We start from the raw sequence: 20,994 nt of genomic DNA on the forward strand, positions 1-20,994 counted from the left end.
CATTTTTTGAGCTTTTCCAGGGAGAGAACGGGATGGGACTGACCGCGAAGATCCGTACGCGGGACGGGTGGGCCGTGTCGCACGCGGTCGTCACGGTGACCGACATGACCGGCACGCAGGTGCTGCGGGCCGAGGCGGACGCCGAGGGGGCCGTGCGGGACACCACCGAGCTGACGCCTGGCGCGTACACGGTGATCGTGACCGCCGTCGGGTACGCGCCCGCCGCGTCCAGCGCGATCGTCACCGCGAGCGGCCGGGCCGAGGTCGGCACGGTCACGCTGACCCGGCAGGGCGGCACCGAACTGCCGCCGCCCGGCCCCTGGACCATCGACCCGGTGCACTCCTCCGTCGCCGCGGTCGCCCAGCACCTGGGCATCTCCAGCGTGCACGGCCGGTTCACCGAGTTCGGCGGCACGATCGAGATCGCGCCCGACGACGTCGCCAAGTCCCGCGTGGAGGCGGTCATCCGGGCGGCCTCCGTCGACACCGGCAACGGCATGCGGGACGCCCACCTGCGCTCCGGCGACTTCCTCGACGTCGAACGGCACCCGGAGATCACCTACCGCTCGACGGGCCTGACCCTGGCCGCCCCGGACCGCTGGACCGTGCACGGCGAACTGTCCCTGCACGGTGTCGTACGCCCCGTCGACCTGGACCTGGCCTACCTGGGCACCGGCGCCGACCCGTGGGGCGGCACCCGGGCCGCGTTCCGGGCCACCGCCGAACTGCACCGCGAGGACTTCGCCATGAACTACAACCAGGTCCTCCAGGCCGGCATCGCCGCCATCGGCACCACCCTCAGGGTGGAACTGGACATCCAGGCCGTCCAGGGAGACTCCCTGCCCGCCGCCTGAGACCCCGGGGCCCTGCCCCCCACATGACACCCCCGAGGCCCTGATCAGCCGGACCTGCCCCTGGCAGGAACAGGCCGACCGGGGCCTCCTCGGCCTAGGCTGCGTCCATGGCACCGAACATCGCGTCCAACACCCGGGTATCGGCAGCCGAGCTGCTGGACTTCGTCCGCCCGCGCCACCGCGCCCTCCTCATCACCCGCCGCGCCGACGGCAGCCCGCAGGCGTCCCCGCTGACCTGCGGCGTCGACGACTCCGGGCGGATCGTGATGTCGACCTACCCCGAGCGCGCCAAGACCCGCAACGCCCGGCGGGACAGCCGTGTCAGCCTCGTCGTCCTCAGCGACGAATGGAACGGCCCCTGGGTCCAGATCGACGGCACGGCCGAGGTCATCGACCTCCCCGACTCCGTGGAACCCCTGGTCGAGTACTACCGCAACATCGCCGGCGAACACCCCGACTGGGACGAGTACCGGCAGGCGATGGTCAGGCAGGGCAAGTCCGTCATCCGGGTGACACCCGAACGGTGGGGTCCCGTGGCCACCGGCGGCTTCCCGGCACGGCTGGCACCCGAGGAGTAGTCAGCCGCGGGCGACCATCGCCTCGATGCCGGCGATGAGCAGATCCAGGGCGAAGGTGAAGTCGCGCTCCATCATCTCCGCCACCGTGTCGCCGCCGCGGGCCGCCATGAGGGTCCTGGACTCCCGCATCACCTCGGCGGTCCCCGGGGCCTCGGCCACGACGGTCATGGCCTGCTCGAAGTACTCGTCCGGGCTCAGCCCCGTGTCCGCGATCCGGGCGAGGAAGTGGCCCTCGATCGTGCCGTAGCCGTACACGAACTGGAAGACGGCCGCGATCGCCCCGGTCACCCCGTGCGCGGGCAGTCCCGCCCGCCGGACGACCCGCTGGACCACGCGGGAGAAGGAGAGCGACCGGGGTCCGATGTTGAGGTAGCGCCCGGCCAGCGGGGACACCCAGGGATGGCGGACCAGCAGCGTCCGGTACGCGGTGGCCAGCTCCCGCAGCTGCTCGGACCAGTCCTCGTCCGTGTTCTCCGGGTCGGGCAGCCGCAGCTCGGCGTAGGTCGCGTCCAGGGCGAGTTCGAGCAGGTCGTCCTTGGTGTCGACGTACCAGTACAGGGACATCGCGGTGACGTTCAGCTCGGCGGCCAGCCGCCGCATGGAGAACCCGGCGAGGCCCTCCGCGTCCAGCAGTCGCACGGACGCCTCGGTGATCCGCTCCCGGTCGAGTCCCGAGGGCTGCCCGCTGCGCCCGCCGCGGCGGGCCCTGTCCGCCAGCCACACGCTGTGCCGCGCCGACCGACCTGCTGCCTTCGTCACCGGCGCACCTTCCTCCACCTCGGATGTCGCTCAAGATGCTAGGGCCGCGGCCGGCCCGCAGGGGGCGCGGCACCGAGCCGGAACGCGGCGAACCGGACCCCGCGCCGCACGTGTACCCGCCGTCCCCCGGCTACCCCCCCCACCGGCGCCCTCAGCATCACGCGGCACTGTCAGGCGGACACCCGTTCCGCCCGCCGTAGCAGCCCCGCCGCCACGAACCCCCCGGCCAGCACGGCCACCGATCCCACCAGCTGCCCGGCCCCCAGCCCGGCCGACAGCGACTTACCGGACGCCAGGGAGGAGCTGAGCACGGCTCCGAGTACGGCCACACCGAGCCCGTTGCCGAACTCGGCCAGCGTTCCGTTGACCCCGGCTCCCACCCCGGCCTTCTCCGGGGGGATCGCGCTCATGATGGCGTGGGCCATCGCCGGGTTCGCGACCGCGCATCCCGCGCCGATCAGCAGCAGCCCCAGCAGTGTGCCGGTGTAGCCGCCGGTGCCCACCTCGGCGACGGCCACCAGCCCCGCCGCCATCAGCACCATCCCGAGGGCGACGGACGGCGGTGTGCCCAGCCGGGCCGACCACTTCGCCGCGATGCCCGTGAAGTTGAGCGCCACCACCGTCAGCGCCAGCGGAGCGGTCCGCAGACCGGCCTCCAGCGGCCCGTACCCGAGCACGAACTGGAGGTGCTGGGTCAGCAGGAAGAGCGCGCCGCCCATACCGAACGTGATGAGCACGGCCCCGGCGACCGCGCCCGTGAACCGCCGGTCCCGGAAGAAGCGCAGGTCGAGCATCGGCGCGTCGGCCCTGCTCTCCCACCAGGCGAAGGCGCTCAGGGCCACCAGCGCCACCGCCGCCGTACCGAGCACGCGCGCCGACGTCCAGCCGTGCGCGGGACCGGAGATGACCGCGTAGACGAGCGAGGCCATGCCGAGGGTGGACAGCAGCGCACCGGGCAGGTCCGGGCGGTCACCGCGCGGGTTCTTCGACTCCGGCACCAGGGCCGCCACCGCGGCAAGGGCCAGCGCCGCGACCGGGATGTTGATCAGGAAGATCGCGCCCCACCAGAAGTGGTCGAGCACGAAGCCGCCGATGAGCGGGCCGCACGCGAAGCCCAGTGCGTTGACCGCGCTCCAGATACCGATCGCCTTCGGCTGCTCCGCGGGCGCGAAGATCTGCATGGCCACGGCCAGGGTGGTGGTCATCAGCAGGGCGCCGCCGATGCCCATCCCGGCGCGCGCGGCGATCAGCTGCCCGGTCGAGCCGGCGAGTCCGGCCGCCAGGGAGCCGGTGCCGAACAGGGCGAGCCCGGTGATCAGCATCTTCTTGCGGCCGTAGCGGTCGGCGGCGCTGCCCGCGGTGAGCAGCAGTCCGGACTGCACGAGCGAGTACGCGTTGATCATCCACTGGATGTCGGAGGTCGCCGCGTGCAGTTCCCGGGTCAGCGAGGGGATGGCCACGTTCAGGACGGTGTTGTCGAGCAGCACCGTGAGCTGGGCGAGGCAGATGACACCGAGGATCACCCAGCGCCTCGGATGGCCATGGGGGGAGGACATGCCGTACACCGTATAGCGAGGACTATACGGTGTACAGCGTCCGTAGACGGGGTCAGCCGCCGGCCTTGCGCGTGAGGTCGTAGAACGTGGCCGAACCGACCGTCACCTTCGTGAAGGTGCTCTGGACCCACGAGCTGATCCGCGAGGCGCTCCCGCTGTTGCCGCCCATGCCACCGCCCATACCGCCGCCGGCGATGAAGTAGTGGATCCTCCCCTCCTCGACGTACTCCCTGAACCGGGCGAGCGTCGGGGAGGGGTCGGTGCCGTTGAAGCCGCCGATCGCCATCACCGGGTCCCCCGTGGCGAGCTGGTAGCCGGCCGCGTTCTGGGAGCCGATGGAGGCGGCGACCCAGGTGTACGCCGAGGCGTTCTTCTCCAGCAGCTTCCTGGCCCCGGCCGACACGCTCGTGCCGTTGAGCAGCCCGCCGGCGCCACCCGGGCCGCCCTCGCCCCTGCGGCCGGCACCGGGGAAGCCGTTGCCGTTCTGCCGGCCGGGCTGGCCCGGCTGCGTCTGGGGGTTGCCGTTGCCGTTCCGCTGGTTCTGGCCCGGCATGCCTCCGCCGAAGCCGCCACCACCCGGGAACCCGTTGCCCTGCCGGTTCTGCCCCTGCCGGTTCTGCTGCCCCTGTCCCCCGGGAGCCCCGCCGCCGAAGCCGCCCGGCATGCCGTCACCGCCCGGACCGCCGCCCCGGCCGCCCATCATGCTCGCGCCCGCCGGGCCCGCCGTGACGATCGAACCGGTGTGGCCCTGCCCGAGCGTGCTCAGCGTGTACGCGGTCGGTCCGGCCAGCGCGGCCACGAGACCCACCGCAGCCGCCCCGAGCGCCGGCCGCCGCGGCACGCGGCCCGCGAAGACCAGGCCGAACGCTGCGGTGAGCCCGCCGACCAGGACCAGCCACTTCAGCCAGGGCAGATAGCCGGAGGTCCGGTTCAGCAGGACGTAACCCCAGGCCGCCGCCGCGACCACGGAGGCGGCGAGCGCGATCGACGCCCACAGCTCCCGCCGCTTCTCCCAGAGCAGCCCGGCGCCCATGCCGACGACCGCGGCGAGGTAGGGGGCGAGGGCCACCGTGTAGTACTGGTGGAAGATGCCCGCCATGTAGCTGAACACCACCGCCGTCATCAGCAGCGAACCGCCCCAGACCAGGAACGAGGCACGGGTGACGGAGGTCCGCCCGAGCCTGCGGGTGGCCACCAGGCCGGCGACGAGGAGGATCAGCGCTGAGGGCAGCAACCAGGAGATCTGGCCGCCGACCTCGGAGCTGAACATCCGGTCCCAGCCGGTCCGGCCCCACATGCCGGTGCCACCACCACCGCCGCCGCCCACGCTGCCGGTCTCGTCGCCGTTGAGGCGGCCGAGACCGTTGTAGCCGAAGGTCAGCTCCAGGAAACTGTTGTTCTGCGAACCGCCGATGTACGGGCGGGAGGAGGCCGGCCACAGCTCGACGACGGCCACCCACCAGCCGCCGGAGACGACCAGCGCGAGCGTGGCCGCGGCCAGCTGTCCGAACCGCCGCCGCAGCCGCACCGGCGCGCACACCGCGTACACGGCCGCGAGCGCCGGCAGGATCAGGAACGCCTGGAGCGTCTTGGCCAGGAACGCGAAACCGATCGCGACACCGGCCCACACCAGCCACTTCGTACGGCCGTCCTCCAGCGCCCGGACGACGAGGAAGCAGGCCAGCGACATCAGCAGGGCCAGCAGGGCGTCGGGGTTGTTGAACCGGAACATCAGCGCCGCGACGGGGGTCAGCGCGAGCACCGCGCCCGCGATCAGACCGGCCGCGGGGCTGAACCGGCGGCGTACGGACGCGTGGACGACGGCGACGGTCGCCACGCCCATCAGCACCTCGGGAGCCAGGATCGCCCAGGAGTGCAGGCCGAAGAGCCGGACCGACAACTCCATCGGCCACAGCGACGCCGGCGGCTTGTCGACGGTGATGGCGTTGCCCGCGTCCAGCGAGCCGAAGAAGAACGCCTTCCACGACGTGCTGCCCGCCTGGACGGCCGCCGAGTAGAAGGAGTTGGCGTACCCGGAGGCGCTGAGGTCGTACAGGTAGAGCAGAAGGGTGGTGGCCAGCAGGCCGAGGAGGGCCGGGCGGGCCCAGCGCGGGTCCTCGGGCCGGCCGCGCCACAGCCCGCGCACGAGCGGCTGCCGCGGCTCGCCGGCCCCGGGGGCCCGGGAAGGTCCGGCCGGGGAGGGTTCCCCGCCGCCCGGGGTGCCCTGCGGTGCGGTCGGCGGGTCGTAGTGGGTGGTCATCGGGCATCCCCCGGGTCGTTGTCGTGAGGGCGCACCGGCTGCGACCGCATGGTGCCGTCCCTCCAGGTGCCGTCCGCGGCGTCACCGGCGCGGATCTGGGTGGTCCGGTACGGCCGGCAGGGCGGCTCGTACGACCGCCGCTCGTGGCTCTGCCGGTCGTACGGCTGCGGCTCGTACGGCTGCCGGTCGTGCGGCTGCTGCTCCGGCACCCGGCGCTGCGGCAACGGTGCGTACGGCGCCGTCGTGCCGTCGGCCGGTGTGGTCACGCTGTGGGCCGGACCGCCGCCGAAACCGTCGCGGTCCGGGAAGACCCAGGCGCGGAAGAGCAGGAACCGCAGCACGGTCGCCGCGAGGTTGGCGGCGATGAGCACCGCCAGCTCGGTGGAGTGGGCCGGACCGGTGGTCGCCGCGCTCAGGGCGGCCAGGGAGCCGCTGGTCAGAGCGAGACCGATACCGAAGACGACCAGGCCCTGCGCCTGGTGGCGTACGGCGCCGCCCCGGCCGCGCACCCCGAAGGTGAGCCGGCGGTTGGCGGCGGTGTTGGCCACGGCGGAGACCAGCAGCGCGAGCGCGTTGGCGATCTGCGAGCCGGAGAACTGCCGGAAGACGCTGTAGAGCGCCAGGTAGAACAGGGTCGACAGGCCGCCGACCACGCAGAACCCGACGAGCTGACGGGCCAGTCCCTTGGGCACGTCGGGCAGTTCGCGGTCGCGCGGGTCGTCGCCGAAGGGCCGGGCCAGCCGGTCCAGCGGCAGCGAACCGGTGGCCAGGGCCCTGCCGACCCGCCACACACCCCTGAGGTCGTCGGTGGCCGTCCGCACGATGTGCACGGTGGAGTCCGGGTCGTCGACCCAGTCGACCGGCACCTCGTGGATCCGCAGGCCGGCCCGCTCGGCGAGCACGAGCATCTCGGTGTCGAAGAACCAGCCGGTGTCCTCCACCAGCGGCAGCAGCACCTGGGCCACATCGCGCCGGATGGCCTTGAAGCCGCACTGCGCGTCCGAGAAGCGCGCCTGGAGCGATCCGCGCAGGATCAGGTTGTAGGCCCGGCTGATGAACTCGCGCTTGGGGCCGCGTACGACCCGGGAGTCACGGGCGAGCCGGGAGCCGATCGCGAGGTCGGAGTGGCCCGATATCAGGGGCGCCACCAGCGGCAGCAGGGCGTTGAGGTCGGTGGACAGGTCGACGTCCATGTAGGCGAGGACCGGCGCCTGGGACGCGGACCACACGGTCCGCAGTGCCCGCCCCCGTCCCTTCTGCTCCAGGCGGAAGGTGCCGACCTCGGGGAGCTCCGCCGCCAGCCGCGCCGCCTCCAGCGGGGTACGGTCCGTGGACGCGTTGTCCGCGATCGTGATGCGGAACGCGTAGGGAAAGGTGCGCGTGAGGTGCGCGTGCAGTCTGACGACGCACGGCCGGAGGTCCGTCTCCTCGTTGTAGACGGGGATCACTACGTCCAGGACAGGCGTTCCGGCGTCTGTGGCCGGGAGGTGCTCCCGCGCCGGCAGGGTGCCGGGAGAAGAGTCGGTTCGCATGGACCGACTCTCGTCAAGTGGCCTGTCGCGCCCGTGTGGTGGCACTGTGCTGTGCCTGTGAGAACGCATGCCCGCCGGTCTCCGGGGAGGGTTGCGGGGCGGCGGGGGCGAGCGCGGGCAGGCGCACGGTGAACACCGTGCGGCCGGGCACGCTGTCGACGGTCACGGCGCCGCCGTGCGCGGCGGCCACGGCGTGCACGATGGCGAGCCCCAGGCCGGTGGACCCGGTGGCGCGGGACCGCGCGGAGTCGCCGCGCGCGAACCGCTCGAAGACGTGCGGCAGCAGCTCCGGCGGGATGCCCGGCCCGTCGTCCTCCACGTCGACGCACATCCAGGCCCCGCGCCGCTGCACGCGCGCGGTGACGGTCGTACCGGGCGGGGTGTGCTTGCGGGCGTTGCCCAGCAGGTTGACCAGCACCTGTTGCAGCCGTGCCGCGTCCGCCGAGACCAGCGCCGGTTCGTCGGGCAGGTCCAGGCGCCACTTGTGGTCCATGCCGGCCGCGCGGGAGTCGCTGACGGTGTCGACGACCAGCGGGACCAGATCGGTCTGCTCGAACTGGAGCGGCCGGCCGGCGTCGAGCCGGGCGAGCAGCAGCAGGTCCTCGACGAGGAGGGTCATGCGGCCCGCCTCGGACTCGATCCGGCCGAGGGCGTGCCGGGTGTCTGGCCCTACCTGTTCGCGCCCGCGCCGGGTGAGTTCGGCGTATCCGCGGATGGAGGCGAGGGGAGTGCGCAGCTCATGGCTGGCGTCGGCCACGAACTGCCGTACCCGTGTCTCGCTCTGCTGCCGGGCGTGCAGCGCCCCGTGGACGTGGTCCAGCATCCGGTTGAGCGCGGCACCGACCCGGCCGACCTCGGTGTGCGGGTCGCACTCGGACTCCGTGACCCGCTCGCTGAGGTTCACCTCGCCGGTGTGCAGGGGGAGTTCGGAGACCCGGGTGGCGGTGGCGGCGACCCTGCGCAGGGGGCGGGTGGCGACGCCGACGAGGACGTGACCGGCGATGGCGGCGGCGACCAGGCCGGCGGCGGTCACGCTGACCTCGACAAGGATCAGGGTGTTGACGTTGTCGTCGGTGTCCTTGGTGGGCAGGGCGACGTAGAAGGCGTCGGCACCGTCCCAGCTCGTCGTGTACCTGACGAGATAGTTCCCGAGCCCCGGGATCTCCAGGGTGTGCGCCTTGCCGTCCCTCGGCACCGCGACGAGCGCCGCCTTCTGCGCGGTGCTCAGACCGTCGGCCCGCGACCGCTTGTACGCGCCGTTGTCGTAGGTCTGCTTCCGGGAGACGGCCGCGTTCGTGATCGACGAGTTCCGCACGTAGGCGGCGACGGCGCCGAGGGGTGTCGGCCCCTTCGTCAGCAGGTTCCCGACCTTCGCGGCCGGTGTCACGGTGTCCGGCGCGCCGGGCGCCCCGGGGCCCGATCCGCCGCCCGGCTGCGGCAGGTGACCGACCGCACGGACAGCGATCTCGGTGACCTGGCCGTCCAGCTGGTCGTAGAGATGACTGCGCAGGGCGAGCGTGGTCACCGTACCGATCACGGCACACACCACGGCGATCAGCGACACGGACGCGACGACGAGCCGCGTCCGCAGGGTGCGCGGCTGTCCCGCCCGCCGCTTCCGCTGACGCGGCCGTCGCCGTCCGCTCATGACACGGCGGGCTTGATCAGGTAACCGGCCCCACGCCGGGTGTGGATCATCGGCTCCCGGCCGGCGTCGATCTTCCTGCGCAGATACGAGATGTACAGCTCGACGACGTTGGCCTGCCCGCCGAAGTCGTACGACCACACGCGGTCCAGGATCTGCGCCTTGCTGAGCACACGCCGGGGATTGCGCATGAGGAACCGCAGCAGCTCGAACTCGGTCGCGGTGAGATGGATGTCGTCCCCGGCCCGTGACACCTCGTGGCTGTCCTCGTCCAGGGTCAGGTCACCCACGACGAGCACGGAGTCGGACCGCCGGTCGGCGGCCCCGGCGCGGCGGATCAGCCCGCGCAGCCGCGCGACGACCTCCTCCAGGCTGAACGGCTTGGTGACGTAGTCGTCGCCGCCGGCGGTCAGTCCGGCGATACGGTCCTCCACCGCGTCCTTGGCGGTGAGGAACAGGACGGGCACGTCCGGCAGTTCACGGCGCAGCCGGCCGAGCACGGCCAGGCCGTCCATGTCCGGCAGCATCATGTCCAGCACGACGGCGTCGGGCCGGAACTCACGGGCCGTCTGCACGGCACCCTGCCCGTCCCCCGCACTCCTGATCTGCCAGCCCTCGTAACGGAGGGCCATGCTCAGCAGTTCGGTGATCGACAGCTCGTCGTCCACCACAAGCACGCGGACCGGGCTCCCGTCCGGCCTCAGCAGTTCGGTGCGCCCCTGGGGCGAGGTCGTGGTCATGCCGGACACCCTGTCGGGGTCCTCTGAGAAGACGCTTGCCGGAATCTGTGTTTTCTCTGAGAACCGCACATGAACCTCTCAGGTGATCCCTGGGAGGCGCATCAGGAGCGCTGGAAGGCGTGACTGTGCTCGACCCGCGCGAAGTGGATCACGTACCGGTCGAACCAGTGCTCGCGCCCCTGCCGCTTGGCCTCCAGATGTTCGGGATGGCGGCGCCACTGTTCGATCCCGGCCAGATCGCGGAAGTAGACGACGGAGATCGTCAGCCCACCGGGGGTCTGGGCGAGGTCCTCACCGAGAAAACCGGGGATGTCCTTGACGAGCCCGGAGAGACGGGCGCCGGTGCGGTCGTATCCGTCGGGGTCGTGGTCGGTACGGACGCTGGTGAACACGACCGCGTAGTACGGCGGTTCGTACGGAGGTACGGGCTCGGTGACGGGAGCGGCGACGGGGCCGGCGGCGGCTGCGTCCGCGGCGGCTTTGGTTGTCGTTGCGGGCTGATCGCTCATACCGGCCACGATGACTGCCGAAGGGCCGCGCGGACCATGCTCCTGACCGAAAGGGATCCGTGCGGGATCCGATTCTTGACCTTGCCGGCCTCACGGGGCCCGTACGCCACCGGACCGGCCCCACCGGGTCCGTACGTCGGACCAACCCGTCCCGCTCACGTCAGAACAACCCGTCCTGCCTCCGCCTGAACTGCCGTACCGGGACGGTGAGCGTGCCGGACGGCGAGGCCACCGGGGCCAGCTCCCACCCGGTCATCAGCCGGGTGTCCAGCACGACGGCCCCGAGACCGGCGACCGCCAGATGCAGATCGGGCCCGGCAGCCGCGACCAGCTCACCGTGCACGGCGCCGCCCGGCACGAGCTCCACGACCTCGCCGCACGCCGCCGGCACCTCCTCCAGCCCGAACGCCCGCACATGGTCGGTGACTTCGCAGGCCTCCCGCCGCAGCGACTCCGGCCACCCGGTGAGCGCGACGGCCCGGGCATGCAGCTCCCGCACCTCGGCGGCACGCTCCGCCTCCGTCCCCGGCAGCGCGGACCGCACGGCACGCTTCTCGGCGTACGCGATCCGGTCCGGCACCCGCAACGCGGCCCGCAGCAGCTCCTCGGTGCGCCGGGCGGCCATCAGCGGACCGGTGCCGAGCCAGCTGAAGCAGACGGCGCCCTGCTCGAGCAGCCGGGCCGGCCCCCGGTCGAGTGCGGTGATGCCGACCTTCACCAGTCCCGGCCCGAACCACGCCAGATACACGCGGTACGGCCGCGGATCGTCCGCGATCGTGTCAGCGGCCACGGAATGCGCCCGGTCCAGCCGCGCACACTCCTCGCACCGGGCCCCCGTGCTCCGCCCCGGCACGGCGGCCCCCCGCGGGCAGGCATGCCCCCGCGCCCCCGCACACGTCCGCACGCCCCCCTCCGGCACCGCGAACACGACCCGTTTCCCCCAGGGCAACGCACTACGCCGCCCACCACCCCACTCCAGCACGGGCCCACCGGTCACCCACCGAAGCCCCGCGCATCTCCAGACCTGTGCCATCACTCGTCAGGGTAGAGGGGGGCACTGACAGTGGCGGCCCCGTACCGCCGATCTCCCACCCCACCGCCGGTGACCTGCGACTCCGCTCGGGATGTCCGCCGTGCGGACGGCACGGACGCCGGCGGTGCGACCGCGGTCGCACGGTGCCGGCCCGCCAGCCGGCAGCCGACGCAGCCGGCGTGGCCCTGCCGGGCCCGGGTGTCCCGGGTCCGCATGCCCCACTCGGACCGCGGCCGCACTCCCGGTGGCTTGCCCCAGCCGGACAGGTGCAGGAACCAGGTCACCAGGACGCTCAGGATCACGACGGCCAGTCCGCCGGCGATCACGGGAAGTGAGGCCACGCACACCCCCCACCCCACCACGCAGCCGCCCGAGGTCGCGATGCCGACGCCGGTCCACCCGGCGATCGTGTGACCCTCGTCGTACAGACTCATGGAACGCCTCCAGGGGACCGGTTTCCCTCACACACTAAGAGATTTACGGTCCGAATATCTCACACGCTAAGGAATAACGAAAGATGCACGGCACGCCGCGTCCACCCGCCACTCCGGCCCAGGCCCTGTCGGCGATGGACCACCTCATCGCCGCTCACCTGATCGGACAGCAGGAACTGGCCCGGCGGCTGGGCCTGAACGTCACCGACCTGACCTGCTTCGGCTTCGTCCTGGAGGCCGGCGACAACCTGCTGACGGCGGGCGACCTCGCGGCCCGCGCTCACGTCACCACCGGCGCGGTGACCGGCATCCTCAACCGCCTGGAACGCGCCGGCTACGTCACCCGCCGCCCCGACCCCATGGACCGCCGCCGGGTCCGCGTGGCCGCCGTACCGGCCGCCGTCACCCGCGTCGAGGCGGTGTACGCGGGCCACTACGAACGCCTGACGGCCCTGTTCTCCGACTACTCCCCGGAGGAACTGGCGGTCGTCACCGACTGGTTCACCCGCGCCACAGCCCTGGCCCACACATATCTGGAGAAACTGAACCGGAACGACCCGGACGAGGAGTGCTGAGCCGTTCACCCGTGATCGAGGTGCGGGGACCGCACCCCCGTGTTCCCCTGGTATCAGGTCCTGCCCGCGTCGCCGTAGGCCCCGCGGGCGCATCCCGCCTGCCGCCGGACTCCGCGTCCGACGTGAAGCACAGCGGAGGACTCCCCTTCCTCCGCCCGGTGCGAGAGCAGACGGCCGTTCGTCCCGTCCGTTCGCCCCTCTCCGGATGTGGTGGCGAGGAACATCCGCAGGGTTGTGGCCGGCTCATTCCGCCAGTGGGCGCGAACACGACACCAGGCACCTGGGGTGTGCCGAGGGAGTCGGTCATGACCACGAACCCGGGCGAGAGCCGAGGTACGGGGACCAAGCCGGGACAGCGATGGTCCGCACGCCCCCGGCCGGCATCAGCGGCGGCGCTGGCCGCCCCGACGGCGTGCGCCCCGAGAAGCGCGTGCACGGCCTGCGGGCAGGCGACCGGGATCGAGCCGAGCTGCCAGTTCTGCGGCCAGGTCCTCTTCCTCCCGCGGGGCATCGCGCTCTCCACCGCCGGACTCCGCTTCGGCGGCTACCTGCTGGAAGGGGCACTGTTCGTCTGCACGCTCGGCATCGGCTGGCTCATCTGGGCGTTCATCGTCTTCCGGCACGGCCAGACGCCCGCCAAGCAGCTCCTCCACATGAGAGTCGTCCACATCACGGAGGCGGGCACCGCCCGGTGGGGGCGCATGTTCGTCCGGGAGTTCATCGCGAAGGGGATCATCGGCGTCCTTGCCTCCTTCACGCTGCTGATCCCGTACTTCTGGCTCCTGTGGGACCGCAACCGGCAGGAACTGTGGGACAAGATGGTCACCACCCTGGTCGTCACCGACCGGGCGAACCAGCTACGGCCACCCTCCCCCGACCATCCCGCCCAGGCGGACGCCCGGACCCGGTGACCACCGTGCCGCGGCCGGCGCTGCGCACGGCAGGGCATCACGGCCTGGACGGCGGGCACCCGAACACCGCGCCCGCCGGAGGAGGTTCGATGCCCAGGACCACGACTGTCGCCTACAAAGGCCTCGAGCTGATGCCGACGTGGTTCGTCATCGTGATCGCGGTACTGAGCACGGTCGGGATCGTCCTGGCCTGTCGAAGGGGACGCTGAGAACCGGCGCGCACTTCCCCGGAGGCTGCTCAGTTTGTCCGACCTCGGGCACGGTTGGTCGTTGCGCGGCCCGTTGATCTATCCGGCGAGGGCGAGGTTGTGCATCCGGGCGATGCCGAGCATGGCGTGGTGAACGCCGTCGCCTTTGAGGCGGCAGTCGCGGAGGATCTTCCAGGCCTTCCTGCGGGCGAAGACGTGCTCGACGTGGGCGCGAACCCGCTTGTGGGACTTGTTGTGTTCCTCTTTCCAGTCCGGGAGCTCGGTCTGCCCGCGTTCACGGCGGTGCGGGACAACCAGTCCAGTGCCTGGGTAGCCGCCGTCGGCGATCGTGAGGGTCCTGCCGACGGCAGCCTTGGCGCCTGACTCCTCCCATGCCTTGCAGTCGTTGCGGTTCCCTGCGCGTGGCCGGCCGACTACGACGACCAGGCGGGTGTCGGCGTCGATCACGACCTGGTGGTTGGTGGAGTACCTGTAGTTCTTCGACTGCTCGGCGATGGCGTGGTCCCGGGTCGGGACCAGGGTGCCGTCCACGATGAGCACAGTCTCCCTGGCGAACCGCTTGCGGGGCTGGAGCGCGAGCATCGGCCCGAGGTGGTCGATGATCCGGTCCGCCGCCGACTTCGACACCCCGAACAGCGGAGCGAGCTGCCGCATCGTCAGGTTGGTGCGCCAGTAGGCGGTGACCAGCAGCGTCCGGTCCTCCAGCGGAAGGCTCCACGGCCGGCCCCTGCGTACCGCGTCCGCACCTGCGCGGCGCAGTACCGTCACCAGCTTCCCGAACTGCCGCGGGCTCAGCCCGGAGAACGGGGCTATCCAGAACGGTTCCGACGTCGTGATCACACCAGCCACGCCAAGATCATCTCATTCGCCCTATCATCCAATCCATAGAGACGAACATCGTTGAGGGGGCCGATGGGGATGACCGCAGCACGCATGGCAGCAGCCGTGCTGGCCACATGGGCCACGCTGATCCTGCTCCTGCTTGCGCCGTCGCCCCTGCCAGAGCATTGGCGCTACTACATCTACTCTCCAGCGAGCGTGGGCCTGTGGCTGCTGGCCATGCTCGTCGCCCCTGTCGTGGTCTGCATCGTGAAATGGCCATGGATCAAGTCGGGCGGCAGGTGAACCTCGACTTGCATACGGGCCCGAGGACTACCCCTTAACGCCTGCTCATCAATTACGGGACGGCTCTTAGGGAATCCCTTACGCTTTGCGATTGCGCAAGTGGGGCTCTGGCAGTCACCAGCGGCACCCTTATCGACTGCGTTCGATCCGTCGGTACATGAGGTGAGACGCTGATCCACACCACGGACCGAGCGGCCGACCGACACCTGGCTGCCGAACAGGGAGCAATATGGACGGCTCATTCGATACCGCCCCCCGTAGGAGCGAGGACAGCGCCGGCCATATTGATGGGTGGCCGGATCAGCCCACCATCCAGCTGGGCAAGGTTCCTGGTCACAGTGCTCTTGGAGGGCTGACACCGGAAAAGGACGAGAACCTCGCGAGGGGAAGTGCCGCAACCCCGGGGCGTACCGAAGGTCTTCTGAAGTCGAGCGCCCTCATGGCAGCCGGGACGGTTGTCTCCCGGTTAACCGGATTCGTTCGAACGCTGGTCATGGCCGCAGCCATCGGGGTCGGCACTCTGGGAGACTCCTACCAGGTCGCGAACGTCCTGCCGACCATGATCTACGTGTTGGCCGGCGGAGGAGCACTCAACTCGGTCTTCATTCCGCAATTGGTGCGGGCGATGAAGGAGGATGACGACGGAGGCGAGGCGTACGCGAATCGTCTGATGACACTCGTGATGGTGCTCCTGGGTGCGGTCACGACTCTATGCGTCCTCGGTGCCCCTTACCTCGTCCACATGCTTTCACCGGATATTGCGTCCGATCCCAAACGCATGGCTGTCACTGTCGCGTTCGCACGCTACTGCCTGCCCACCATGTTCTTCATGGGGGTGCACGTCGTCATGGGACAGATACTGAACGCCCGCGGCCGCTTCGGAGCGATGATGTGGACGCCGGTCCTCAACAACATCGTCGTCATCACGACCTTCGGTGCATTCATCTACGCCTTCGGGAAGTTCTCCACCTCCGGGGTGACCGTCCACAACATCTCCCCTGAAGGCGTTCGACTTCTGGGGGTCGGCACGCTACTGGGCCTCGTGGTTCAGGCGCTTTCGATGGTTCCCTACCTGATGGAGACCGGTTTTCGCATCAGGCTGCGTCTCGACTGGCGCGGGCATGGACTGGGGAAGGCGGCCGGTCTGGCGAAATGGACTTTCCTGTTCGTCCTGGCCAATCAGCTGGGCATGATCGTGGTCACTCAGCTTGCAACGCGGGCAGGGGCGATCGCGGAGAAGCAACACCATGAAGGCACCGGTATCACCGCATACAACTATGCGCTGCTGCTCTGGCAGATGCCGCAAGCCATCATCACCGTTTCCGTGATGACAGCGATTCTTCCCCGCATCTCCAGGGCGGCCCACGACAACGAGACCGGTGCCGTACGCGATGACATCTCCTACGGGCTCCGCACCTCCGCTGTGGCGATCGTCCCGTGCGCCTTCGCATTCTTGGCCGTCGGCATTCCGCTTTCCACGTTCTTGTACGCCGGATCGGGCACAGGCGCCCAGAACATCGGGTACACGCTCATGGCATTCGGATTGGGCCTCATTCCATTCTCGGCCCAGTATGTGGTACTACGAGGTTTTTACGCCTACGAAGACACTCGAACGCCCTTCTACAACACCGTGATCGTCGCGGTGGTGAATTCCGCCGTGGCTGGGATGAGCTTCTGGCTCTTGCCCGCACGATGGGCTGTCACCGGTATGGCTGCCGGGTACGGCCTCGCTTATGCGGTGGGCGTGGGGGTCGCTTGGCGGCGTCTTCGCCGCCGTCTGGGAGGAGACCTGGACGGCTCCAGGGTCGCACGCACATACACCCGGCTTGTCGCGGCCTGCATTCCTGCTGCGGGAATGGCGGGTGCGGCGAGTTTCGTGATCCTGAATCTGTTGGGCGATTCTGCTACAGGTTCGCTCGTGGCTCTCGCAGTCGGTACGGTCGTCCTTTTGAGTGTCTTCGCGGCAATGGCCCGCATCACGCGCGTCGAAGAGCTCAACACCGTGACGGGCATGCTTCGAGCACGGCTGGGCCGATGAGCTCGGGTGGGCGGCAACGACCCGGAAGCCGGACGACTGCGCGGCCGGTGTCCCCATAGCCGTCCGGCGCGCACGCACGGACGGCGGCAGGTAGTTCAAAGCGGGGCCGGGACGTTGCGCCCCGGCCCCGTCCTCATCGCCCAGCCGGCAGCCTCACGGGGACCGCCGGCCGAGGACGCAGAACTCGTTGCCTTCGGGGTCCGCCAGGACGACCCACGACTGGTCACCCTGGCCGATGTCGACACGCCGCGCCCCGAGAGCCACCAGGCGGGCCACCTCGGCGTGCCTGGTCGTCCGGTACGAAGTCGAGATGCAGTCGGCTCTTGGCCTTCCGGGGCTCGTCGAGCCGGACGAACTCCAGCCCCGGCAGGCGATCCGGCGCCGGGCAGATCGCGAACTCCACGTCGGACGTGTGGACCACCACCCAGCCGAGGGCCTCGGCCCACCACTGCCCCAAGGCCACCGGATCAGCCGAATGGACGATGACGTGTCTCCATTCCAGGGTCATCCGGCGAGCCTCCCCCTGACGGCGGCTGCCGTCAAACATCGCCGTCGAGACAAAAGCCAGAGGCCCTGTGGATCACTCCACAGGGCCTCTGGCATGCTGTGCACTCGGCAGGATCCGAACCTGCACCCTTCTGATCCGTAGCTCTACAGAGATCGGTCAGCAGAGGTCATACAGGCTGCGGTGGGAGCTGTGAGCGTCAGCGTCGGGCACTGCCGGTTGCTGGGGTTGCTGTACTTCGTTGCTGTCATGCAGGATCGGCCGATGTCCCGATCAGTAGGCGCGCACACCGCCGACCCGTGCCCCCGGTGCCTGGCCGAGGAGGTCCGCACGGGCAGCCTCGTGCCGGCCGCGGAGCGGGGTGCAGTCGGCTACACCTGCGGGCGATGCGGGCATTCGTGGTCCCGTCCGGTCGAGGACGACCTGGACGTGTACGACATCGTCAGAGCGGACCTTCCGGAAAGGACGCTCTACGGCACTGTTCGGCAGGTGGGGGACGACCGAGTGCAGGTGCTCGATACGAGCAGTGGACGACTGCTGTGGGTCGAGCGCTGGAGGACCATCCTTTACTGAGGCCCGTCTGGACTGGGTACCGCACCATCAGCTTGGGAATCTGCCGGCTCAGCCTTCCCAGGTTCGAATACTGGCGCCGCCACACTGGGGAGCATCGGCCCATGACCAGCACGTTTGGTCAGGGGCCACTCTTCTTTCCACTCACTTTCCGTCCCCGTCGCTCCCCGCTGTTCCCCGCCCGTTCTGGCACGCTCGTGGCACGGCGCGTGACCATGCTCACGCGTGACGAATGCGGAGCGTCCGGCGGGAGCCGCACCTGTCGGCGCGAGGCAGAATACGGACGCATGACACACCCCGCGGTGGACTGGTCGCAGCTCAGCCATGCGTACGGGCCCGCAGACGACATACCTGGTCTTTTCGTGCGCCTCAACGGCAGCCAGGAGGACGAGAAGGTTTGGCACGACCTCTGGTCGGCGCTTTGCCATCAAGGCACGGTGTACGAGGCGAGTTACGCCGCCCTGCCAGCCCTCGCGGCCATCGCGACCGGTCGCGCGCCCGGCGAGCGGAAGCAGGCGGTACTCATGGGCGGCTTGATCGTCGCCGAAGCTGACGCGACGCTGCGTGGCCGGTACGCCTCCCAGATCACTGAGTTGATGTCTGTGACCCGTGCCTGCCTTGCCGACGTCCCGGCCGACGAACCGGAGATGTTCGTGTACCTCGCGCAGGGCCTGCTCGCCTTTGAAGGTGTGCCGATCTGGTCTCAGCAGCTTGAACTGCTCTTTGAGGAGTTCGAGGCCGAGTGCTCTGAGTGCGAGGCGCTCACCTGCATTCTGCTGGGCGAATACGTGGACGAGTGTGATGCCGAACTGCATCCGGCGAGCCCGGACGAACTGACCGGCGTCGGCGCCCGGATCTACAACATGGCGCGTGACGCCGGCCATGACCAAGTTGCCGCGTGGGCGACCCACCTCTTCGGGTATGCGACCTGTCCAGAATGCGAAACAAGATTCAGCATCTCGGTGGGTATCGCGGGCCAGGAACACTCTTGAGATTTCCCCATGGACATCAACCGCTGGTTCGTTCGAGCGGCGGTTGCGTCCCTGAGGTCGGCGGAGTCTCAATGGGCGAGTCAAGAGTCGCCGAGGACGATCAGTAGCCGAAGAAGTGAAGGGGTGGGTCTCTGACCTGCGGCCGTGTAATCGATCAACGCTGCGACCTGCGATTTAGTTGTCGACGGTTGTCAGCGTTGGTTGTCGTTGGGCGTCCTCCGACGGCCCAGAGACGGCCCGGACTCTATGCCGAGCCGTCTCCAGTTTGGAAGATCGCGTATGCGGGTGACTGCTGGCCTGCGGGTGCTTGCCTTGCTCGCCGACGCTCCCCGTGCGGCTCACGGTCCGAGACGTCCGCGAGTGGCTGACCAAGCTGGCCACGGTCTGCCAGTGCTGTGCCCAGGGCAAGGACGCGAAACGGGAGCCCTCTCGCCGGAAGTGCTGTGCTCTCGGGGAGTGCTGCGAGTCGTACCCGTCCCGCCGTGTGATCCAGGCCGCACGGGATGCCCTGCGGGCCGCACTGACGCATGCGGTCGCCGAGGAGGAGATCAGCAAGAACGTCGCCTCACCGGTGAGGGTGCCCAAGCCTCGACGTCGTCGGATCAAGCCGTGGTCGGTCGCGGAGGCAGGCCGGCTCCTCACCGATGCCGCCGCGCGGGATGACCACCTGTTCGCCGCCTGGGTTCTGATGCTCTGCCTCGGCCTGCGTCGCGGTGAGGTCCTGGGCCTGACGTGGAAGTCGGTCGACTTCGGGCGGGGCGAGCTGTACGTGGATCACCGAATTCAGCGCGCCGGGGGGCAGATTCTGCACCGGGAGACCAAGACCGAGGAGTCCGACGGCTTCCTCCCTCTGCCGGCACTCTGCCTCAAGGCGCTTCGGATGCGCCGTGCTCAGCAGATCGGGGACCGGAAGGCCGCGGGGGAGCTCTGGCAGAACAGTCACGCCCTGGTGTTCACCACGAAGTACGGCACGCCGATCGAGCCGGGCGACATGACCCGCATGTTCGCCCTGCGGGCTCGTCGCGCCGGACTCCGGGTGGCGGTTGCTGTACTCGCTGCTGTACGCCCCTGGAACGCAAGAGGCCCCGGATCTCTCCGGGGCCTCTCACCTGTGTGCACTCGGCAGGATTCGAACCTGCAACCTTCTGATCCGTAGTCAGATGCTCTATCCGTTAAGCTACGAGTGCTTGTTCTTTTATTTCGCCTTCGCTCCCGGCCCTTTCGGCCCGCTCGCGGCGACAGGAAGAACATTACATGACTGCCGCCGTCATGTGAAATCCGGTCCGCATACCCCTTGTGACCTGCGGAAACGTTGCTCTTAGGGGAGGGGACGATCAAGGCCGGGGAACACCGAAGCCCCGGTCACGGGGACCGGGGCTTCGGGATCGGTGCGGAGGCGGAGGGATTTGAACCCTCGATGGGCTTTAAGACCCAAACCGCATTAGCAGTGCGGCGCCATAGACCGGACTAGGCGACGCCTCCAGCACAACCGCTCACGCGAGGCGCGATCGGTGCGTGCAGATGATGACACAGGCGAGCGCCCTGTCACCAATCGCCCCCCACGGTACTAGGCAGCCGGGCCGCAGGGCAAAGGGCTTGCCCGGCGGGGCGGGAAGGGGATCGGAGGGGGTGGAGGGAGGCGGTTGCGCAACGTCCCGCGCGGTGCGGCGTTGGACGGGGTATGACCTCTCTTCTGTCGGGCGCCGGGCGGTGCCTGCTGCCGGTGTCTCTCGCCGCTGCCGCCTCCTTCCTCGCGCTCACCACCGTTCCCGCCTTCGCAGCCGGTGCCATGCCGCCACCCGTCGGGCCCGAGGACCGGGGGGATCACCTCACCGTCGTCGTCCGGCATGCCGGGGCCGGGCGGGACGGGACGTACGAGGTGTCCTGTCACCCGGACGCCGGCCGTCACCCGAACGTGGCCGGGGCCTGCCGGGCGCTCGACACGCACACCCGGTGGGGCCGTGATCCCTTCGCGCCGGTGGACCGGGGCACCGTCTGTACCCCGCTCTACGGCGGCCCGGCCACCGCTCATGTCACCGGCGTCTGGGCCGGACGCCCGGTCGACGCCTCGTACGACCGCGGTGACGGGTGCCAGATCGCGCGGTGGGACCGGATGGTGCCCCTGCTGCCGCGCGCCGGCGCGTAGACGGCGGGCGGAGGGCCAGGCAG

General features: G+C 70.0%; 19 protein-coding genes, 2 tRNA genes and 2 pseudogenes. 10 read left to right on the forward strand and 13 right to left on the reverse strand.

Features of this window, described 5'->3' with window-relative positions:
• The first annotated feature begins 32 nt into the window (after window positions 1-32).
• Window positions 33-854: a YceI family protein gene (locus tag ACF1BE_RS04420; RefSeq protein ID WP_392197472.1), complete on the forward strand. Its 822-nt coding sequence runs from the start codon at window positions 33-35 to the stop codon at window positions 852-854.
• A gap of 107 nt (window positions 855-961) precedes the next feature.
• A complete protein-coding gene (locus tag ACF1BE_RS04425) occupies window positions 962-1,432 on the forward strand; it encodes a PPOX class F420-dependent oxidoreductase (protein WP_392197473.1) in 471 nt (156 codons plus the stop codon).
• Here the strand turns inward: ACF1BE_RS04425 and ACF1BE_RS04430 are convergent, their stop codons facing one another.
• The 9 genes from ACF1BE_RS04430 to ACF1BE_RS04470 form a co-directional block, all read right to left on the reverse strand.
• Window positions 1,433-2,191: a TetR/AcrR family transcriptional regulator gene (locus ACF1BE_RS04430; RefSeq protein ID WP_392197474.1), complete on the reverse strand. Its 759-nt coding sequence runs from the start codon at window positions 2,189-2,191 to the stop codon at window positions 1,433-1,435.
• A 170-nt stretch (window positions 2,192-2,361) separates the two neighbouring features.
• Window positions 2,362-3,747, reverse strand: a complete 1,386-nt coding sequence (locus ACF1BE_RS04435; protein ID WP_392197475.1) for an MFS transporter — start codon at window positions 3,745-3,747, stop codon at window positions 2,362-2,364.
• A gap of 52 nt (window positions 3,748-3,799) precedes the next feature.
• Window positions 3,800-6,007: an ArnT family glycosyltransferase gene (locus ACF1BE_RS04440; RefSeq protein ID WP_392197476.1), complete on the reverse strand. Its 2,208-nt coding sequence runs from the start codon at window positions 6,005-6,007 to the stop codon at window positions 3,800-3,802.
• Window positions 6,004-7,539: a glycosyltransferase gene (locus ACF1BE_RS04445; RefSeq protein ID WP_392197477.1), complete on the reverse strand. Its 1,536-nt coding sequence runs from the start codon at window positions 7,537-7,539 to the stop codon at window positions 6,004-6,006. Before ACF1BE_RS04445 ends, ACF1BE_RS04440 begins: the two co-directional genes overlap by 4 nt.
• A 13-nt stretch (window positions 7,540-7,552) precedes the next feature.
• Window positions 7,553-9,187 (reverse strand): ATP-binding protein, encoded by a 1,635-nt coding sequence (locus ACF1BE_RS04450; protein ID WP_392197478.1) that lies wholly within the window; start codon window positions 9,185-9,187, stop codon window positions 7,553-7,555.
• On the reverse strand, window positions 9,184-9,924 hold the full coding sequence (locus ACF1BE_RS04455) for a response regulator transcription factor (protein WP_356819245.1): 741 nt from the start codon (window positions 9,922-9,924) through the stop codon (window positions 9,184-9,186). Before ACF1BE_RS04455 ends, ACF1BE_RS04450 begins: the two co-directional genes overlap by 4 nt.
• A 101-nt stretch (window positions 9,925-10,025) precedes the next feature.
• The gene (locus ACF1BE_RS04460; RefSeq protein WP_392197479.1) at window positions 10,026-10,433 is read right to left on the reverse strand and encodes an antibiotic biosynthesis monooxygenase family protein; all 408 of its coding nucleotides are present in this window, start codon (window positions 10,431-10,433) and stop codon (window positions 10,026-10,028) included.
• A 160-nt stretch (window positions 10,434-10,593) separates the two neighbouring features.
• The gene (locus tag ACF1BE_RS04465; protein ID WP_392197480.1) at window positions 10,594-11,466 is read right to left on the reverse strand and encodes a DUF2797 domain-containing protein; all 873 of its coding nucleotides are present in this window, start codon (window positions 11,464-11,466) and stop codon (window positions 10,594-10,596) included.
• Entirely contained in the window at window positions 11,466-11,900 is a 435-nt protein-coding gene (locus ACF1BE_RS04470) for an HGxxPAAW family protein (RefSeq protein WP_392197481.1), read from the reverse strand. Before ACF1BE_RS04470 ends, ACF1BE_RS04465 begins: the two co-directional genes overlap by 1 nt.
• An 83-nt stretch (window positions 11,901-11,983) precedes the next feature.
• Between ACF1BE_RS04470 and ACF1BE_RS04475 the strand changes: the two genes are divergently transcribed.
• Both ACF1BE_RS04475 and ACF1BE_RS04480 read left to right on the forward strand, forming a co-directional pair.
• Window positions 11,984-12,475: a MarR family transcriptional regulator gene (locus ACF1BE_RS04475; protein ID WP_392197482.1), complete on the forward strand. Its 492-nt coding sequence runs from the start codon at window positions 11,984-11,986 to the stop codon at window positions 12,473-12,475.
• Window positions 12,476-12,780: 305 nt separating this feature from the next.
• The gene (locus tag ACF1BE_RS04480) at window positions 12,781-13,386 is read left to right on the forward strand and encodes an RDD family protein (RefSeq protein ID WP_392197483.1); all 606 of its coding nucleotides are present in this window, start codon (window positions 12,781-12,783) and stop codon (window positions 13,384-13,386) included.
• Between the two features lie 287 nt (window positions 13,387-13,673).
• Here ACF1BE_RS04480 and ACF1BE_RS04485 read toward each other — a convergent pair whose 3' ends face one another.
• Window positions 13,674-14,444, reverse strand: coding sequence for a transposase (locus tag ACF1BE_RS04485; RefSeq protein ID WP_392197484.1), 771 nt, complete (start codon window positions 14,442-14,444; stop codon window positions 13,674-13,676).
• Between the two features lie 69 nt (window positions 14,445-14,513).
• Between ACF1BE_RS04485 and ACF1BE_RS04490 the strand changes: the two genes are divergently transcribed.
• Together ACF1BE_RS04490 and murJ are read left to right on the forward strand one after the other, a co-directional pair.
• A complete protein-coding gene (locus ACF1BE_RS04490; RefSeq protein WP_085574018.1) occupies window positions 14,514-14,720 on the forward strand; it encodes a hypothetical protein in 207 nt (68 codons plus the stop codon).
• Between the two features lie 229 nt (window positions 14,721-14,949).
• Window positions 14,950-16,758 (forward strand): murein biosynthesis integral membrane protein MurJ, encoded by a 1,809-nt coding sequence (gene murJ / locus ACF1BE_RS04495; protein ID WP_392197485.1) that lies wholly within the window; start codon window positions 14,950-14,952, stop codon window positions 16,756-16,758.
• Between the two features lie 153 nt (window positions 16,759-16,911).
• On the opposite strand, the pseudogene ACF1BE_RS04500 reads toward murJ, so the two are convergent.
• Window positions 16,912-17,266: pseudogene (locus ACF1BE_RS04500) on the reverse strand (VOC family protein).
• 189 nt (window positions 17,267-17,455) lie between these two features.
• Here ACF1BE_RS04500 and ACF1BE_RS04505 point away from each other — a divergent pair.
• From ACF1BE_RS04505 to ACF1BE_RS04515, 3 genes and pseudogenes are all read left to right on the forward strand, one after another.
• The gene (locus tag ACF1BE_RS04505) at window positions 17,456-17,836 is read left to right on the forward strand and encodes a hypothetical protein (RefSeq protein WP_392197486.1); all 381 of its coding nucleotides are present in this window, start codon (window positions 17,456-17,458) and stop codon (window positions 17,834-17,836) included.
• Between the two features lie 101 nt (window positions 17,837-17,937).
• On the forward strand, window positions 17,938-18,825 hold the full coding sequence (locus ACF1BE_RS04510; RefSeq protein ID WP_392197487.1) for a hypothetical protein: 888 nt from the start codon (window positions 17,938-17,940) through the stop codon (window positions 18,823-18,825).
• A gap of 334 nt (window positions 18,826-19,159) precedes the next feature.
• Window positions 19,160-19,864 (forward strand): annotated as a pseudogene (locus ACF1BE_RS04515) (site-specific integrase); the annotation flags it as partial.
• Between the two features lie 75 nt (window positions 19,865-19,939).
• Here the strand turns inward: ACF1BE_RS04515 and ACF1BE_RS04520 are convergent.
• Window positions 19,940-20,012, reverse strand: a tRNA-Arg gene (locus ACF1BE_RS04520).
• Between the two features lie 204 nt (window positions 20,013-20,216).
• Window positions 20,217-20,307: transfer RNA gene (locus ACF1BE_RS04525), tRNA-Ser, on the reverse strand.
• 199 nt (window positions 20,308-20,506) lie between these two features.
• Here ACF1BE_RS04525 and ACF1BE_RS04530 point away from each other — a divergent pair.
• A complete protein-coding gene (locus ACF1BE_RS04530) occupies window positions 20,507-20,971 on the forward strand; it encodes an SSI family serine proteinase inhibitor (RefSeq protein ID WP_392197488.1) in 465 nt (154 codons plus the stop codon).
• Window positions 20,972-20,994 lie beyond the last annotated feature (23 nt).

It is taken from the genome of Streptomyces sp. NPDC014991, assembly GCF_043080665.1.
Classification (GTDB): domain Bacteria; phylum Actinomycetota; class Actinomycetes; order Streptomycetales; family Streptomycetaceae; genus Streptomyces.

Excerpts from the sequence above, each read along its gene's own strand:
- ACF1BE_RS04480 (WP_392197483.1), top strand. The coding sequence starts at position 12,781 with ATGACCACGAACCCGGGCGAGAGCCGAGGTACGGGGACCAAGCCGGGA.
- murJ (WP_392197485.1), top strand. The coding sequence starts at position 14,950 with ATGGACGGCTCATTCGATACCGCCCCCCGTAGGAGCGAGGACAGCGCC.
- ACF1BE_RS04470 (WP_392197481.1), bottom strand. The coding sequence starts at position 11,900 with ATGAGTCTGTACGACGAGGGTCACACGATCGCCGGGTGGACCGGCGTC.
- ACF1BE_RS04450 (WP_392197478.1), bottom strand. The coding sequence starts at position 9,187 with ATGAGCGGACGGCGACGGCCGCGTCAGCGGAAGCGGCGGGCGGGACAG.
- ACF1BE_RS04510 (WP_392197487.1), top strand. The coding sequence starts at position 17,938 with ATGACCAGCACGTTTGGTCAGGGGCCACTCTTCTTTCCACTCACTTTC.
- ACF1BE_RS04460 (WP_392197479.1), bottom strand. The coding sequence starts at position 10,433 with ATGAGCGATCAGCCCGCAACGACAACCAAAGCCGCCGCGGACGCAGCC.
- ACF1BE_RS04530 (WP_392197488.1), top strand. The coding sequence starts at position 20,507 with ATGACCTCTCTTCTGTCGGGCGCCGGGCGGTGCCTGCTGCCGGTGTCT.
- ACF1BE_RS04425 (WP_392197473.1), top strand. The coding sequence starts at position 962 with ATGGCACCGAACATCGCGTCCAACACCCGGGTATCGGCAGCCGAGCTG.
- ACF1BE_RS04445 (WP_392197477.1), bottom strand. The coding sequence starts at position 7,539 with ATGCGAACCGACTCTTCTCCCGGCACCCTGCCGGCGCGGGAGCACCTC.
- ACF1BE_RS04440 (WP_392197476.1), bottom strand. The coding sequence starts at position 6,007 with ATGACCACCCACTACGACCCGCCGACCGCACCGCAGGGCACCCCGGGC.
- ACF1BE_RS04420 (WP_392197472.1), top strand. The coding sequence starts at position 33 with ATGGGACTGACCGCGAAGATCCGTACGCGGGACGGGTGGGCCGTGTCG.
- ACF1BE_RS04465 (WP_392197480.1), bottom strand. The coding sequence starts at position 11,466 with ATGGCACAGGTCTGGAGATGCGCGGGGCTTCGGTGGGTGACCGGTGGG.
- ACF1BE_RS04490 (WP_085574018.1), top strand. The coding sequence starts at position 14,514 with ATGACCGCAGCACGCATGGCAGCAGCCGTGCTGGCCACATGGGCCACG.
- ACF1BE_RS04435 (WP_392197475.1), bottom strand. The coding sequence starts at position 3,747 with ATGTCCTCCCCCCATGGCCATCCGAGGCGCTGGGTGATCCTCGGTGTC.
- ACF1BE_RS04455 (WP_356819245.1), bottom strand. The coding sequence starts at position 9,924 with ATGACCACGACCTCGCCCCAGGGGCGCACCGAACTGCTGAGGCCGGAC.
- ACF1BE_RS04475 (WP_392197482.1), top strand. The coding sequence starts at position 11,984 with ATGCACGGCACGCCGCGTCCACCCGCCACTCCGGCCCAGGCCCTGTCG.